The sequence below is a fragment of the Micromonospora sp. NBS 11-29 genome, assembly GCF_002140155.1.
Classification (GTDB): domain Bacteria; phylum Actinomycetota; class Actinomycetes; order Mycobacteriales; family Micromonosporaceae; genus Micromonospora.
This window is the reverse complement of sequence record NZ_NAPR01000012.1, coordinates 66,833-82,466: the sequence shown is the minus strand read 5'-3', so window position 1 is coordinate 82,466 and position 15,634 is coordinate 66,833. Positions and strand designations below refer to the sequence as shown.

General features: G+C 73.3%; 13 protein-coding genes. 12 read left to right on the top strand and 1 reads right to left on the bottom strand.

Features of this window, described 5'->3' with window-relative positions; genetic code table 11:
• The first annotated feature begins 101 nt into the window (after window positions 1-101).
• From B1205_RS15160 to B1205_RS15120, 9 genes are all read left to right on the top strand, one after another.
• Entirely contained in the window at window positions 102-479 is a 378-nt protein-coding gene (locus B1205_RS15160; protein WP_254909967.1) for a UBP-type zinc finger domain-containing protein, read from the top strand.
• Window positions 480-905: 426 nt separating this feature from the next.
• Complete coding sequence (locus tag B1205_RS15155; protein ID WP_089156208.1) at window positions 906-1,865, top strand: ABC transporter substrate-binding protein; 960 nt, start codon at window positions 906-908, stop codon at window positions 1,863-1,865.
• Complete coding sequence (locus B1205_RS15150; RefSeq protein ID WP_254909966.1) at window positions 1,862-2,758, top strand: ABC transporter ATP-binding protein; 897 nt, start codon at window positions 1,862-1,864, stop codon at window positions 2,756-2,758. Before B1205_RS15155 ends, B1205_RS15150 begins: the two co-directional genes overlap by 4 nt.
• Window positions 2,733-3,530, top strand: coding sequence for an ABC transporter permease (locus tag B1205_RS33425; protein ID WP_441338499.1), 798 nt, complete (start codon window positions 2,733-2,735; stop codon window positions 3,528-3,530). Before B1205_RS15150 ends, B1205_RS33425 begins: the two co-directional genes overlap by 26 nt.
• A gap of 71 nt (window positions 3,531-3,601) precedes the next feature.
• On the top strand, window positions 3,602-5,611 hold the full coding sequence (locus B1205_RS15140; RefSeq protein ID WP_089156207.1) for a hydantoinase/oxoprolinase family protein: 2,010 nt from the start codon (window positions 3,602-3,604) through the stop codon (window positions 5,609-5,611).
• A 4-nt stretch (window positions 5,612-5,615) separates the two neighbouring features.
• Entirely contained in the window at window positions 5,616-7,178 is a 1,563-nt protein-coding gene (locus B1205_RS15135) for a class I adenylate-forming enzyme family protein (protein ID WP_089156206.1), read from the top strand.
• Window positions 7,178-8,536: an adenylosuccinate lyase gene (gene purB / locus B1205_RS15130; protein WP_089156205.1), complete on the top strand. Its 1,359-nt coding sequence runs from the start codon at window positions 7,178-7,180 to the stop codon at window positions 8,534-8,536. Before B1205_RS15135 ends, purB begins: the two co-directional genes overlap by 1 nt.
• Complete coding sequence (locus B1205_RS15125) at window positions 8,533-9,282, top strand: enoyl-CoA hydratase/isomerase family protein (RefSeq protein ID WP_254909964.1); 750 nt, start codon at window positions 8,533-8,535, stop codon at window positions 9,280-9,282. Before purB ends, B1205_RS15125 begins: the two co-directional genes overlap by 4 nt.
• Window positions 9,279-10,898, top strand: a complete 1,620-nt coding sequence (locus B1205_RS15120; protein WP_089156203.1) for a thiamine pyrophosphate-binding protein — start codon at window positions 9,279-9,281, stop codon at window positions 10,896-10,898. The genes B1205_RS15125 and B1205_RS15120 overlap by 4 nt, the downstream gene beginning before the upstream one ends.
• A 5-nt stretch (window positions 10,899-10,903) precedes the next feature.
• Here B1205_RS15120 and B1205_RS15115 read toward each other — a convergent pair whose 3' ends face one another.
• Window positions 10,904-11,728, bottom strand: a complete 825-nt coding sequence (locus B1205_RS15115) for an IclR family transcriptional regulator (RefSeq protein ID WP_254909963.1) — start codon at window positions 11,726-11,728, stop codon at window positions 10,904-10,906.
• Window positions 11,729-11,849: 121 nt separating this feature from the next.
• Here B1205_RS15115 and B1205_RS15110 point away from each other — a divergent pair, with 121 nt between their 5' ends.
• The 3 genes from B1205_RS15110 to B1205_RS15100 all read left to right on the top strand — a co-directional run bounded on the left by B1205_RS15110 (window position 11,850) and on the right by B1205_RS15100 (window position 15,626).
• Complete coding sequence (locus B1205_RS15110; protein ID WP_089156201.1) at window positions 11,850-13,868, top strand: hydantoinase B/oxoprolinase family protein; 2,019 nt, start codon at window positions 11,850-11,852, stop codon at window positions 13,866-13,868.
• A complete protein-coding gene (locus B1205_RS15105) occupies window positions 13,865-14,794 on the top strand; it encodes a tRNA U-34 5-methylaminomethyl-2-thiouridine biosynthesis protein (protein WP_089156200.1) in 930 nt (309 codons plus the stop codon). The genes B1205_RS15110 and B1205_RS15105 overlap by 4 nt, the downstream gene beginning before the upstream one ends.
• Window positions 14,787-15,626, top strand: a complete 840-nt coding sequence (locus B1205_RS15100; RefSeq protein WP_089156199.1) for a 2-amino-5-chlorophenol 1,6-dioxygenase subunit alpha — start codon at window positions 14,787-14,789, stop codon at window positions 15,624-15,626. The genes B1205_RS15105 and B1205_RS15100 overlap by 8 nt, the downstream gene beginning before the upstream one ends.
• The last annotated feature ends 8 nt before the right edge of the window (window positions 15,627-15,634 follow it).

Below are 15,634 nucleotides of genomic sequence, written 5' to 3'. Positions count from 1 at the left end.
GTGCGTCGGCGGCACCGAGGTGTCAGACTCGGACCGAACCGCTCGGCAGGAACCGGGTGGATCGGTCCGGCCGCCGGGCCGCGACTCGGGAGGAGCGCATCGTGGACGAGCAGTCCCCGACGGAAACGCCGGCCGTGACCGCGGCGATCGACCCCGCCGTGCCGCCGAGCGGTCCGGGCTGCGTCGAGTGCGAGTCCTCCGGCGGGTGGTGGTTCCACCTGCGTCGCTGCGCGGCCTGCGGCCACGTCGGCTGCTGCGACTCCTCGCCGAGCCAGCACGCCACCGCGCACGCGGCCACCACGGGTCACCCGGTCGTGCAGAGCTTCGAGCCCGGCGAGTCGTGGTTCTGGGACTACTCCGACGAGCGGCTCTACGCCGACGGGCCGGAGCTGGCCGAGCCGCACGCGCACCCGCTCGACCAGCCCGCCCCCGGTCCCCGGGGCCGGGTGCCGGCGGACTGGAAGACGCGGCTGCACTGACAGTTGCGGCCCCTGAGCTCGCCTACGTGACGCCGCGTGGCGGCGAGGGCGTCACGGTCCCCCTCTCAGCCACCACTTCCCGGTAGCCGGTTACCGGGAAGTGGTGGCATTCGGCGTGCGTCGCCGAACGCCGTCGTAACGGTCGGGTCACGACCACGCCTCCACCACTTTCCGTAATCGCCTCGTTCGAGGGGCGCTCGTGGTGGAGATTTCGGACTCGCCCGACCAAGTGTGTTGTCCAGGTCGTATGTCGCTGCTGTCGGTCCGGCTGACGGTCTGCGAGGCGAGGGATTCGGGCTGGCTCTGCCTACCGTCTGTGGTGAGAGGCTGTTGGTTGAAGGTCTTGACGTTGTAAACCACCTCACAGTAGCGTCCCATATTAAGCAACCGAGACCACAATATGAGCCGCTGAAGTGTGGGGTAGCCATGAGAATGCGAGTGCGGGCCGCAGCCGCAGCCCTGCTGATGACCGCCGCCGTCGCGGGGTGTTCCGAGAACCAGTCCGCCGGGGAGCCCGGCGGTGACAGCGGCGCACCCTCGGTCGCCGTCAACTTCGGGGTCGGTGTCGACCCGGCCTACTCGCCGATCTACCTGGCGAACCAGGAGAAGCTCTTCGAATCCGCCGGTCTCGACGTGACCGTCACCCAGTACCAGGAGGGGACGGGCGGGCTCGACGCGATCCTGGCGAAGCAGGGCCAGGTCACCGCCAGCACCGAGTCGAGCCTGCTCAACCGGGCGACCCGGGGTGACATCAAGGGGCTGGCGGTCTTCTCGCAGTCGCCCAGCTTCATCAAGCTCGTCGCCCGCTCCGGCATCGCCGACGTGGCCGGCATCAAGAAGTACGGCGTCGTGCCGGGCACCGTGAACGAGTACGCCACGAACAAGGTGCTGGACAGCCGGAAGATCAGCCGCGACGCGGTCGAGTTCGTCAAGGCCTCGCCCGCCGAGATGCCGGCGCTGTTGCAGCGCGGCGACATCGACGGCTACATCATGTGGGAGCCGTGGCCGTCGCGGGGCGTCGCCAACGGCGGCAAGGTGCTGCTGACCAGCGGCGAGATCGGGTACGTCTACAACCTGGTGATCGGCGTCGACGGCGCCTGGTACGAGGCCAACAAGGAGACGGCGAAGAAGGTCGTCGACACCGTGGCCAAGGCGTGTGAGCAGCTCACCACCGATCCGGCCAAGGCCGGCACGGTCACCGAGACCGCGATCAAGGTGCCGGCGGCCGAGGCGCAGAAGCTCCTTGAGGGCGTGCAGTGCAAGGTCCGCGACTTCACCGACGAGGACATCACGCGCTACCAGGAGATCGCCCAGTTCCAGCAGGACAGCAAGATCGTGACCCAGAAGGCCGACCCGGCGACCGTCATGGTCAGGGGAGTGGCGTGAACCGGTCCGGCTCCCCGGTGTCCGTGCGGGACGTCGACATCCGGTTCGGCGACTTCGTGGCGGTCCGCGAGGCGAACCTGGACATCGCCGGTGGGGAGTTCGTCTGCCTGCTGGGACCCAGCGGCTGCGGCAAGTCGACCCTGCTCAACGCCATCGCCGGCTTCGTCACACCGGTCGGCGGTGAGGTGACCTGCGGGAACGCGCGGGTGACCGGCCCCGACGTGTCGCGCGGTGTGGTGTTCCAGAGCGCCGAAGCGCTCTTCCCGTGGCTGACGGTGCGGCAGAACGTCGACTTCGGCCCGCGGATGCGGGGCGTCGGGAAGGCGCAGCGGGCCACCGCGGTCGACCGCTACCTGGCCATGGTCGGGCTCAACCACAGCGCCGACCGGTTTCCCGGCCAGCTCTCCGGTGGCATGCGCCAGCGCGCCCAGCTGGCCCGGGTGCTGGCCAACGAGCCGTCGGTGGTGCTGATGGACGAGCCGTTCGGCGCGCTGGACGCGCAGACCCGGCTGGTGATGCAGGTCGAACTCGACCGGATCTGGCGGGAGACCGGCGCCACCATCGTCTTCGTCACCCACGACATCGGCGAGGCGATCCTGCTCGGCGACCGGATCGTCACGATGACCGCCGGCCCGTCGGCGGCGATCAAGAACGTCTACCCGTGCGACCTGCCCCGCCCCCGCGACCTGACCGACCCGGCGAGCGCCGCGCTCTTCCGCCGGCTGCGCGAGGACATCGGGGCCGAGGTGGCCCGGACCCTGCGGGCCCAGGGCCTCGACGACGGGCACGACGGCCGGGAGGAAGAGCACGCCGGGCACGACGGCCGGGACGACGGGTCGGCCGGCGTCGACGCTGGCCAACCGGTCGGTGGCGACAGGAGGGCGCGACGATGAGCGTGGACGTCCGTACCGTGCCGGAGAAGATCGGACGGGCCGAGCCCGGACCCACCCGCCGGCGTCGCAGCCGCCCGGGGCTGACCCGGGTCGGGCTGTCGGTCCTGTCGGTGGTGCTCGGCATCGTGATCTGGGACCTGGTCAGTCGCAACTACACCGCGTTCTTCCTGCCCTCGCCGTTGCTCACCTGGCGTGGCGCGGTCGAGTTGATCCAGGACGGCACGCTGTGGAGTTCGGTCAGCGCCTCGTCGACCCGGATCCTGACCGGGTGGGCGCTCGGTGTGGTGATCGGCGTACCGGTCGGGCTGCTGATGGGTTGCGTGCCGTGGCTGCGGCTGATGGTGGACCCGNCTGGCTCGGGCCGGGGGAGGCGTCGAAGGTCGCGCTGATCTTCTACACCACCGTCTTCATCGTCGCGCTCAACACGTTGGCCGGGGTCCTGTCGGTCGACGAGCTGCGGCTGCGGGCCGCCCGGGCGCTCGGCGCCAACCCGGCCCGTACGCTGGTCTCGGTGGTGTTGCCGTCGACCGTGCCGCACGTCGTGACCGGCGCCCGACTGGCCATGGGCAACTCGTTCCTGACCATCGTCTCCGCCGAGATCGTGGCGGCGCAGAGCGGCCTCGGCTCGCTCATCTGGACCGCCCGTAACTACGCCAAGACGGAGTGGGTCTTCGTCGGCATCATCGCCCTCGGGCTGCTCGGCTACCTCTTCGACTGGGTCCTGCGCGTGGTCACCAGCAGGTCCCTGCGCCGCTACGGCGTCACCTTCTAGCCCGGCCGCGCGCGACGGCGGCCGGCGACCGGCCGCCCGGGTCCGCGCCCACCACTATCGAAAGGCTCGCCATGCTGTGCATCGGCGTCGACATCGGTGGCACCTTCACCGACGTCATCGTGTACGAGCCGGACACCGCCCGGCTCGCCGAGGCCAAGACCCTGTCCACGCCGGACGACCCGGCCGCGGCCATCTTCGAGGGTCTGGCCAAGCTCGGCGTACGCCTCGACGCGGTCGACCGGTTCGTCCACGGCACCACCCGGGTGACCAACGCGCTGCTGGAGGGCTCCGGCGAGCCGGTCAGCGTGGTGGCCACCGAGGGCTTCCGCGACGTGTTGGAGATGGGGCTGGGGCACCGGCCGCAGCTCTACAGCGTCAAGGAGGCGGGACGTCCGCCGCTGGCCCCGCGCCGGCTACGGCATGTGCTGCGGGAGCGGATCGGCGCCGACGGCAGCGTCGTGCGGCCGCTGGACGCCGCCGACCTCGACGCGGTGCTGGACCGGGTGGCCGCCGCCGGCCCGAAGGCGGTGGCGGTCTGCCTGCTGCACTCCTACCGCAACCCGGCGCACGAACGGGCGGCGGCCGCCCGGCTCGCCGAGCGACACCCCGGCCTGGTCTGCACGATCTCCTCGGACGTGGTGCCGGAGCAGGGCGAGTACGAGCGGTTCGCGACCACCGTGCTCAACGCCAGCGTCCGCTCGACGGTCGCCGACTACCTGCGCGGGCTCGGTGAAGCGCTCGCCGCCGGCGGCTACGCCCACCCGCTGTCCATCATGACCAGCAGCGGCGGGGTGGTCTCCACCGACGAGGCCGGCCGGCTGCCGATCAACCTGGCCCTGTCCGGTCCGGCCGGCGGGGTCGCCGCCAGCGTGCACGTCGCCGGGCTGGCCGGCTACCCGAACGTGATCACCTGTGACATCGGTGGGACCAGCACCGACGTCTGCCTGATCAAGAACGGCACCCCGTTGATGACCAACGACGGGAAGATCGCCGGATATCCGAACCGCACCTTCCAGGTCGAGATCAACACGATCGGCGCCGGCGGCGGCTCGATCGCCTGGCGGGACCTCGGCGGCGAGCTGCGCATCGGCCCGCGTAGCGCCGGCTCCACCCCCGGCCCGGCCGCGTACGGGCGCGGCGGCACCGAGCCGACGACGACCGACGCGCACCTGGTCGTCGGCCACCTGGACCCGCAGGAGAGCCTCGGCGGCGAGGTGCGCCTCGACGTCGACGCGGCCCGGGCGGCGATCGGCCGGCTCGCCGCCGACTTCGGCCTGGACGACCTGGAGCTGGCGCACGGCATCCTCACCATCGCCACGGTCAAGATGACCAGCGCGATCAAGGAGATCTCCGTCGCCTGCGGGCACGACCCCCGCGACTTCGTGCTGATGCCGTTCGGCGGCGCCGGCCCGATGCACGCCACCGTGCTCGCCGACGAGCTGGGCATCCGCCGGGTGCTGGTGCCGCCGGTGCCGGGCAACTTCTCCGCGCTCGGCTTCGTCACCGCGCAGGCCCGGCACGACTACGTGCGTACCGTGCTGGTGCCGGCCGACGAGGCCGGGCTGGGCGCCGTCCGCGCGGTCGTGGCGGAGCTGCGCGACGCGGCCCGGGCCCAGCTCAAGGCGGAGGACGGCGTCGAGGCCCACGAGGTCACGTTCGGCCTGTCGGTCGGGATGCGGTTCCGGGGCCAGTCCTTCGACCTGGCCGTGCCGGTCGAGGACGTGCCGGCGACCGCCGAGGACCTGGTGGCGGCGTTCCACGCCGCCTACGCCGAGCGGTACGCGTACGCCCGGTCGGGTCATCCCGCCGAGATCGTCAACTGCCGGCTGACCGCGTTCGGCCCCCGACCCGCCGTCCGGTTCGTACCCCCGGCGGGCGCGTCGCCGCAGCCGGGTCGGACCCGGATCTACGGCGCGGACGGCTGGGTCGACGCCACCGTCTGGCGCCGCACCGAGCTGGCCCCCGGCCGCGCGGTGCCCGGCCCGGCGGTGGTGCGGGAGAACGGCAGCACGACCGTGGTCGGCGCCGGCTGGACCGCGACCGTCGACGACCACGGAAACCTGCTGCTGGTCCGGGAGTGAGCCGGTGACCCCGCCCGCCTTCGACGCCATCGTCCTGGACCGCGCCGCCCGGGAGCCGGACCGTCCGTTGTACGCCTTCGACGAGCTGGACCGGCCGGTGTCGGCCGGCGAGTTCGCCGACCTCGCCGGCCGGGGGGCGGGGATGCTGGCCGCGCTCGGCGTCGGTCGCGGCGACCGGATCGCGGTGTGGGCCGAGAACGGTCTCGGCTGGCTGGTCCTGCTGGCCGCCGCGGCGTGGCGGGGCGCCGCCCTGGTGACCCTGCATCCCGGGCTGACCGCCGCGGAACTCACCACGGCGCTGGCCCGCAGCCGCCCGCGTCGGCTGTTCGTGGCCGAGCGGGTGCGGGACCGCGACGGCCGGGCCACCGCCGAGCAGGCGGTCGCCGGGCTGCCGCCGGACGCCCGCCCGGACGGCTGGCACACGTTCGACGACGACCTGGCCGGGCTGCGCGACCGGACCGGAGCGGCGCCGACCCCGGCCGGACATCCGGACGCCGTCCTGAACATCCAGTTCACCTCGGGCTCGACCGGCCCGGCGAAGATGGTCGCGCTCAGCGCCCGCAACCTGATCACCAACGCGCGGTGGACGGCCGACGCCGCCCGGCTGGGCGCCGACGACCGGATCGCCTCGCCGCTGCCCCTGGCGCACGCGGCCGGTCTCGGCAGCGGCGCCGTGCTGGCGCTGGTCACCGGCGCGCTGTGGGTGTCGGTCCGGCGGTTCCGCTCCGCGCCGGTGCTGGCCCAGATCGCCCGGCACCGGTGCACCGTGCTCCAGGCCGTGCCGACGATGGCCACCATGCTCGCCGACACCGTCGAGGCGGAACCGGAGCGTTTCGACCTGTCCTCGCTGCGGGTCGGGTTCCTCGGCGGTGCTCCGTGCGCGCCCGCGCTGCTGGCCCGCACCCGGCGGGTGCTCGGGCTGGACCGCGTCGCCGTGATCTACGGGCAGACCGAGGCCGGGCCGACGATCAGCGTCGACCCCGGCGACGGGAGCTGTGGTCCGCCCGGCGCCACGGTCGGCCGGGTCGCTCCGGATCTGCGCGCCGTCGTCGTCACCCCCGGCACCCGCACCGAACTGCCCGCCGGAACGCCCGGTGAGCTGCTGGTACGCGGCGAGTCGGTGACCGCCGGCTACGTCGACGACCCGGCGGCCACCCGGGCCGCGCTCACCACCGACGGCTGGCTGCGCACCGGTGACCTGGGCGCACTCGACGCCGAGGGGGTCCTCACCCTCACCGGCCGGGTCAAGGAACTGATCATCCGGGGCGGCGAGAACGTCAGCCCGGCCGAGGTGGAGGCGGCGTTGCTCGACGACCCGGACGTCGCCCAGGTGTGTGTGCTCGGCGTGCCGTCGCCGCGCTGGGGCGAGGAGGTCGGCGCGCTCGTCGTCGCCGCCTCGGGCGCCGCGGCCGACCCGGAACGGCTGACCACGGTGGCCGCCGCCCGGCTGGCCCGGCACAAGGTGCCGACGCTGATCCGTACGGTGCCGGCCCTGCCGCTGCTGCCGTCCGGCAAGGTCGACCGGCGTGCTGCGCTCGGCCTGCTCACCGGTGGGGAGGAACGCTGATGCAGCTCGGTTCGTGCTTCCTGGACTCGTTGACCGTCACCAGCTTCTTCGGCAACGCCGAGATGCGTGGGGTCTTCAACGACCGCCAGCTCATGCAGTCCTGGCTCGACGTGGAGGCGGCCCTGGCCCGGGGGCAGGCGAGCCTCGGCATCATCCCGTCGACGGCGGCCCGGGCGATCACCGAGGCGGCCCGGCTCGACCGGCTCGACACGGCGGTGCTCGCCGCCGACGCCGCCGACACCGTGCACCCGTTGGTGCCGCTGGTCCGGGCGCTGACCGCGGCCTGCGCCGGCGACGCCGGACGCTACGTCCACCTCGGCGCGACCACCCAGGACGTGATGGACACCGGGTTCGTGCTCCGGGCCCGGGCCGGCCTGGACATCGTCGCCCGCCAGGTCGACGAGCTGGTCCGCATCCTGCGCCGGCTGGCCCTGCGGCACCGCGCCACCCCGATGCCGGCCCGTACGCACGGCCAGCAGGCGCTGCCGACCACGTTCGGCCTGCGCTGCGCGGTGTGGCAGAGCGAGCTGCAACGGCACCGGGCCCGGCTGGCCCAGATGCGCGAACGGCTGCTGGTCACCAGCATGGGTGGGGCCGCCGGCACGATGGCCGGCTACGGCCCGCAGGCGTTCGCCCTGGAACGCGCGGTGGCCGACGAACTCGGCCTCGGCGTCGCGGACACCCCGTGGCACGCCACCCCGGACCGGTTCGCCGAGTGCCTGATGGTCCTCGGGCTGGTCGCCGCCAGCGCGGAGAAGCTGGCCCGGGAGATCTACTTCCTCGGGCGTACCGAGGTCGGCGAGGCGTTCGAGCCGCAACGCGCCACCCAGGTCGGCAGCAGCACCATGCCGCACAAGCGCAACCCGATCCGGTGCGAGGCGGTGATCGCCGCCGCCGGCACGCTGCGCGCCCAGGTGCCGCTGGGGTTGCAGACCATGGTCGCGCAGGACGACCGCGACATGGGCGTCGGCATGACGCTGTGGAAGCTGCTGCCGGAGTGCTTCATCCTCATCGGCGGCGCCCTGGAACGGCTGGTCGAGGTCTTCGGCGACCTCGGCGTCGTTCCGGACCGGATGCGCGCCAACCTGGACCTCACCGGCGGGCTGGTGCTCTCCGAGGCGGTCATGCTGCGTCTCGCCGAGCCGCTCGGCCGGGAGCAGGCCCACCACCTGGTGATGCGGATCGTGCGCGACAGCCTGGAGCAGAACCGGCCGTTCGCCGAGATGCTGCGCGCCGACCCGCAGGTGGCCGCCGCCCTGCCCGGCGCCGACCTGGCCGGGCTGCTCGACCCGCTGTCGTACGTCGGCCACGCCGCCGCGCTCGTCGACCGGGCCCTTCTCACCTCGGAGTCACCGTGACCACTGACCAATCCGTGCTGCTGGACCGCTCCGGGCGGCTGGCCCGGGTGACCCTGCGCCGGCCGTCCCGGCGCAACAGCTTCGACCTCGACATGCTCGCCCGCTTCGAGGACGTGCTGCACGAGCTCGGCCGGGACCGCACCGTCGAGGTGGTGGTGCTCACCGGCGAGGGTACGGCGTTCTGCGCCGGCACCGACCTGCGTGAGCTGGCCGGCCTGGACGCCGAGACCACCATGCACGTGCAGCGGCGCACCGCCGAACTCGTGGAACGGTGGTACCGGCTGGACCAGACCACGGTGACGGCCTTCAACGGGCCGGCGATCGGCTCGGGCGCCGTGCTCGGGCTCGCCAGCGACCTGCGGGTGGCCGCCGACCGCGCGTTCTTCACGTTTCCCGAGGTGACCTTCGGCATCCCGCTGACCTGGAGCGGCATGGCGATCCTCGCCGACCTGGTCGGCGCCGACCTGGCCAAGCGCTGGCTGCTGCTCGGCGAGCGGGTCGAACCCGCCGACATGCTGGCGCTGCGCCTGGTCACCGGTGTGGTCGACGCCGACGGGCTGCCGGCCGCCGTCGACGCCGTCACCGACCGGCTGCTCGCCACCCCGGCGGTGGGCCGGTCGATGACCAAACGCGCCGCCCGGCTGGCCGGGCCGCGGTTCGACGCGGTGGCCACCGACTCCTACCTCGGCGCGCTGAGCGTGGCGCTGCGCCCGCCGGGCGACTATCTCGACGGGGGCGCCCGGTGAAGGTCTTCGAGGCGATCGCCGACGCCGTCGTCGCGCACGGCGTCGACACCGTGTTCGGCCTGCTCGGCGACGCGAACATGTTCCTGGTCGCCGACCTGGTGAACCGGCACGGCGTGCGGTTCGTCGCGGCCCGCAACGAGAACGCCGCGGTGATGATGGCCGACGGGTACGCCCGGGTCACCGGCCGGTGCGCGGTCGCCACCGTCACCCAGGGGCCCGGGCTGGCGGTGGCCGGGGCGGCGTTGACCATCGCCCGGCAGGCCCGTACCCCGCTGGTCCTGATCGCCGGTGACACCCCGCCCGGCGACCCGCTGCACGTGCAGCACTTCGAGCAGCAGCCGTACGCGCTGGCGACCGCGGGCCGGTTCGTGCCGGTGACCGCCGCCGCGACCGCCGTACGCGAGGTGGGGTTGGCGTTCCGGGCGGCCCGCGAGCTGCCCGGTCCGGTGGTGCTGAACGTGCCGATCGACCTCGCGGACGCGTCGGTGCCGGCCGGGCCGGTGGCGCCGGTGCCGGCGGCGCTCCACCCGCCGCGCCCGCTCGTGCCGGATCCCGCCGACGTGGCGGCGCTGGCGGAACGGCTGCGTGCGGCGCACCGCCCGGTGCTGCTCGCCGGCCGGGGCGCCGAGCCGGCCGCCGCCGCGATCCGGGACCTGGCCGACCGGGGCGGGGCCCTGCTCGCCACCACGCTGATGGCCGCCGGCCTGTTCGCCGGCCACCCGTACGACCTCGGGGTGGCCGGTGGGCTGTCCCGGCCGCTGACCCGGCGGACGCTGGCCGGCGCGGACCTGGTGGTCACGTTCGGCGCCGGTCTGAACCGGTGGACCGCCGACCATGGCACCCTCTTTCCGGACGCTGCGGTGGTCGGCGTGGACGTCGACCCGGCGGCGATCGGGGCCCGCTGGCCGGTGACCGCCGGGGTGGTCGGCGACGCGGGGGAGACGGCGCGGGCGGTGTCGGCGGCGTTGGCGCCGGTGAGCCGGCCGCACTGGCGCTCGCCGGAGCTGGCCGCCGAGCTGGCGGTCGCCGACCCGTTCGCCGACCTGGCGGTCGAGTCCGGCGCGGACCGGATCGACCCCCGGGCGTTCATCCGGGTCTGCGCCGAGCGCCTGCCGCGCGAGCGGACCACGGTCGTCGGCGTCGGTCACTTCGGCGGCTGGCCCAACCTGCTGCTCGACTCGGCCGCCACCGACCGGTCGTTCGTCGCGCCGTGGGAGTTCGGCAGCATCGGTGTCGGGCTGCCGTTCGCGGTGGGCGCCGGGGTGGGCCGTCCGGACCGGCCGGTGGTCGCCTTCGAGGGCGACGGCAGCCTGCTCACCGGGCTCGGCGAGCTGGACACCCTGGCCCGGGTCGGCGCACCGGTGCTGCTGGTGCTCCTGGACGACGCGGCGTACGGCGCGGAGGTGCGCAAGCTCGCCCCGCGCGGGGTCGACCCGGAGCTGGCCCGCTTCCCGCAACGGGACCTCGCGGCCGTGGCCCGCGCGCTCGGGCTGCCGGCGTGGACCGTCACCGACGAGGTGGGCGCGCGGGCGGCCTTCGACGAGGTGCTGCCGCTGACCGGGCCGGCCGTGCTGCACGTACGGGTACGCCCGGACGTGGTGCAGGAGAAGTTTTGACCGGCTCAGTCGCCCCAGACGTCGCCGAAGCCGTACCCGAGCTGCCGGGACAGCTCGTCGGCGGTGCGGCGGGCCGCCGCGGCCAGTTCCGCCACCCGGGTCCCGTCGAGCCGGAAGATCGGGCCGGAGACGCTGATCGCGCCGGTGACCCGGCCGTGACGGTCGCGGACCGGCGCGGCCACGACCCGCAGGCCCTCCTCGCTCTCCTGGTCGTTGAGCGCCCAGCCCTGCTGCCGGACGGTCGCCATCCGGGCCACGAACGTGTCCAGATCGGTGATGGTGTTGCCGGTCAGGGCGGTGAACGGCGCGGTGGCCAGCATGGCCCGCAGCGCCGCGTCGTCGGAGTCGATCAGCAGGGCCTTGCCGGCGGCGCTGCACCACAGCGGGATGCGCCGGCCGAGCCGGGAGACGAGTTGGAGGTTGCGGGTGCCCTGCACGACGTGGATGGAGATCGCGTCGAGGTCCTCGCGGACCGACAGGTTGACGCTCTCGCCCTCCTCCTCGGCCAGCCGGTGCACCAGGGGGCGGGCGAGGGTGTGCAGGTCGAGGCCGGCGAGGTAACGCGCGCCGAGTTCGAAGACGGTGACGCCGAGCCGGTAGTTGCCGTTCTCCTCGTTGCGTTGGAGGAAGCCGGCGTCGGCCAGCGCGCGGAACAGCCGGCTGGCGGTCGACTTGTGCAGGCCGAGTTCCCGGCTGACGTCGCTGACCTTTCGCTCGGCGTCCGGGCCGCGGAAGGCGAGCAGCACGCTGAGCGCGCGGTCCAGCGCCTGCGTGCCGGACTCGCGGGGCGCCGCCGCGTCGTCCCGGCTGAGGTCAGTGGCGTTCGACATCTTGCTTCCCACCTTCTCGGTTGCTAGGTTTCATAATATAACTCTAGGACCACATTATGGTCCAGCCATACCGTGGTCCAGCCCGCCACCGGCATCGAACCGGAACCAGTGAGGCATCCGCATGACTGTGAACCCGATCGACCTGGAAGTCGTCACCGAAGGTCTCATCTCGATCGTCCGGGAGATGCGACAGACGATCTTCCGTACGGCGCACTCGCCGGTGATCGCCGACGCGCAGGACTTCTCCTGCGCGCTGTTCGACCCGCAGGGACAGATGGTCGCCCAGGGCCGGGACATGCCCGGTCACGTCATCGCCATGCCGGCCTCGGTCGCCGAGATCTTCGCCGACTTCGCCGACGAGATGCGCCCCGGCGACCTCTACATCGTCAACGATCCCTACCGCGGCGGCAGCCACCTCAACGACGTGACCCTGATCAGCCCGGTCTTCGTCGACGGGAAGCTCTTCCTCTTCCCCTGCGTGCGCATGCACTGGGCGGACATCGGCGGGATGACCCCGGGCAGCGTCTCCGGCCAGGCCACCGAGATCCTCCAGGAGGGGCTGCGCATTCCGCCGATCAAGCTGATCGAGCAGGGCCGGCCCAACCGCGCCGCGTTCGACATCGTCTTCGCCAACGTGCGGATGGCCGAGGAACGCCGCGGCGACCTGGAGTCCAGCATCGCCGCCTGCCACACCGCCGAACGCCGGCTGCGCGAACTCGTCGCCCGGCACGGCGCCGAGCTGATCGCCGAATCCGTGGCCGCCAACATGGACCGCACCGAGCAGCGGCTGCGCGACATGATCCGGGCCCTGCCCGACGGCACCTACCGCTACGAGGACTACCTCGACCTCTACACCGACGGCCACTACGACGCCGCCATCGTGCGCTGCCAGCTCACCGTCGACGGCGACGAGATCGAGGCCGACTTCCGGGGCTCGTCGAGCCAGGTGGCGGCCGTGGTCAACTCGTCGCGGGCGATGACCGTCGCCGGTGTCTTCATCGCGGTCAAGTCCGCGCTGGACCCCGGCGGCCTGGTCAACCACGGCGCGTTCCGACCGCTGCGGGTCCGCACCGAACCCGGCACCGTCACCCACGTCAGCTACCCGGCCCCGGCCAACGCGCACAGCGAGGTCCGCAAACGGGTCATCTCCGCCGTGATGGCCGCCCTCAGCCAGGTGGCGCCCGACCTCATCGCCGCGGACCAGTTCGGCACCACCTTCCAGAACCTCATCGGCGGCGTCGACGAGCACACCGGACGGCCATACCTCTACTACGACTACCCGGCCGGTGGCAACGGCGGATTCCTCGAATCCGACGGACCCAGCGCGATGAACCCCGTCGACCTGGGCGACATCTCCACCATCCAGTCCGTCGAACGGCTGGAAACCGAGATCCCGATCCTCGTCGAGGCCTGCGAGCTGCGCGCCGGTTCCTGCGGCGACGGGGTACGCCGGGGCGGGCTCGGTAGCCGCCGGGAGACCCGCCTGCTGGCCAGCGGCGGCGCGTACTCGGTGCAGACCGACCGGACCACCGTCCCGCCGTACGGGCTGCGACACGGCGGGCCCGGCGCGCCCACGGTGACCCACATCCGGCGCGGCGACGGCGAGCGCGTCGACTTCGCCACCCCCGGCAAGGTCGCCGGCTTCCCGATGCGCACCGGTGACGTGCTGGTGATGGAGTCGGCCGGCGGCGGTGGCTGGGGCGACCCGCTGGACCGGCTGCCCGAGGACGTCGCCGAGGACGTGGCCCAGGAATACCTGACCGCCGACGAGGCGCGGGGACGCTACGGGGTCGCCCTCGACCCCACCGGACGCGTCGACGCGACCGCCACCGCCGCCGACCGGCGACGGCTGCGCGACGAGCGACGCTGGCTGCGGACCGTCGTCACCGCCCACCCGGCCTACACCGGCCGGCGCGGGCAGCGGCGACTGGCCTACGTCGCCCCCGGCAGCGGCCTCGCCGAGGACACCCTGGTGGAACTCCACGGTGGACATCCGGCGCCGCTGCGGGCCTGGATCCGACACGACGCGGCCCTGGCCGCGGACGAACTCGCCCTCGACGACGACGGGCTGCAAATTCTGGGCGCCGCCCCGCACGACCGTTCCTACGTGCGGGTGCTCGCCGGGGAGGGACGCTCATGAGCAAGGTCTTCCGGGTGCCGCTGGCGCCGGCCCGGGGCGGCGCCACCACCGCCCCCCGGGCCCCGCAGCCGGCCTCCGCCGCGCCGCGTCGGTGCGGCATCGTCGCTGGCTGCCTCAGCCCGCACCCACCACACNAGACGCTGCGCTGGGCGTACGAGCGACTGCGGGCCCGCATCCGCGAGGTGCACAATCCCGACGTGCTGATCGTGCACGCCCCGCACTGGATCACCATGGTCGGCCACCACGTCAACTGCGTGCCGAACCCGCGCGGCATCTCCGTCGAGCCGATCTTCCCGCACCTGTTCCGCTACCGGTACGACTTCCGCACCGACGTGGAACTCGGCGAGGCGATCGCCGAGGAGGCCGGCGGGCTCGGCCTGGTCACCCGCACGATGCGCGATCCCCGGGTACGCGTCGACTACGCCACCATCGGCGCCCTGCACCTGGCGAACCCGGCCTGGGACATCCCGGTGGTCTCGCTGTCGGCCAACAACAACCCGTACTTCTACTCCGACGCGTCGCTGGAGGAGATGGAGGTGCTCGGCGAGGCGACCCGGCGGGCCGTCGAGGCCACCGGCCGGCGGGCCGTGCTGCTCGCCTCCAACTCGCTGTCGCACCTGCACTGGCACGAGGAGCCCGAACTGCCCGAGGACATGGAACGGGAACACCCGTACAACAACCACCAGTACCGGTGGGACATGAAGCTGCTGGAGGCGATCCGGCGCGGGCCCACCGCGCCGCTGCGCGAGCTCATCCCCGAGCACATCGAGGCGACCGCCTCGGAGACCAAGGCCGGCAGCCTCACCTGGATGCTCGCCGCGATGGGCTGGCCCAAGGTCGCCGGCGACGTGCTCGGCTACGGCACGATCATCGGCACCGGCAACGCGGTGGTGGAGTGGCTGCCCGAGGGGAGCCACCATGGCTGACCGGACCGGGATCGTCGCCGGGGCGCTGCTGCCCGGCATGCCGCACCTGCTCGCCGACGACCCGGCGCCGAGCTGGTCGGCGCTGGCCGACGCGGCCCGCGACGTCGGCGCCCGGCTGCGCCGCCTCGAACCCGACGTGGTGCTGCTGCTGTCGACGCAGTGGTTCACCGTCCTCGGCCACCAGTTCCAGTGCGACCCCAACCCGCGCGGGCAGCACGTCGACGAGAACTGGTACGCCTACGACTACGGCCTGCTCGACTACGACCTCCGCTTCGACGTCGACTTCACCGAACGCTGGGCGGACCGGGTCCAGGCCGGCGGGTTGCAGGCGCGGCGGACCCGCTACGAGGGGTTCCCGATCGACGCCGGCACCATCGTCACGTCCGCGCTGCTCGACCCGGACCGGAAACTGCGCTGGGCGCAGGTGTCCTGCAACCTCTACGCCGACGCCGGCACCCTCGCCGACGTCGGTCGGGCCGGCGCAGCGGCGGCTCGGGACGCCGGCCTGCGTGCCGCCGTCGTGGTGGTGACCGGGATGTCCTCCGGGCTCCTGCAGGAGTGGATCGAGCCCGGCCAGGACCGCATCGGCGCACCCGGCCACGAGCAGTGGAACACCCGCGTCCTCGACCTGCTCACCGCCGGCAAGGTCGACGAGGCCCTCGCCGTACGCGAGGACTTCGCCCGGCAGGCGCAGGCCGACAGCCAGTTCCGGGCGTTGGCCTTCGCCGCGGGGGCCGGCGCGGCCGCCGGTCCGGCGCACCTGCACGCGTACGGCCCGATCTGGGGCACCGGCGGCGCCGTCCTGTCCTGGAACCTGAGCGACCACCACTAGAGGAGAAA